The sequence below is a fragment of the Bacillus sp. mrc49 genome (assembly GCF_002803435.1).
On the sequence record NZ_PHNG01000430.1, the window covers coordinates 1 to 304 of the forward strand.

The following is a 304-nucleotide window of genomic DNA, read 5'->3' on the forward strand; positions in this document are numbered from 1 at the left end:
GCTTAAACCACTTTCAGCAGGTTATGGTTCTCTCTAAAAAGCATCGTTTCCTTACTTCTCCCCATCTACGCGTTCTTTTGTAAGATTATTAAATACTATATTACATTTTTGACTAATTGTTAATATAAAATACTCTGTAGCCGTTGTTTAATTTTTTCCTTACCCAATAACGATATCGCCTTAGGCAAATCAGGACCATGTGTTTGACCGGTAACGGCAGCCCGAATTGGCATGAATAATTTTTTCCCTTTATGGCCGGTGCTTTTTTTGACCGCTTTAATCGACTTCTTGATTTCATCGGCAC

1 pseudogene is annotated in these 304 nt (G+C 37.5%); it reads right to left on the reverse strand.

Annotated features, from left to right (window positions below):
• Positions 1 to 119: 119 nt before the first annotated feature.
• Positions 120 to 304, reverse strand: a pseudogene (locus CVN76_RS02630) (glutamate--tRNA ligase); the annotation flags it as partial.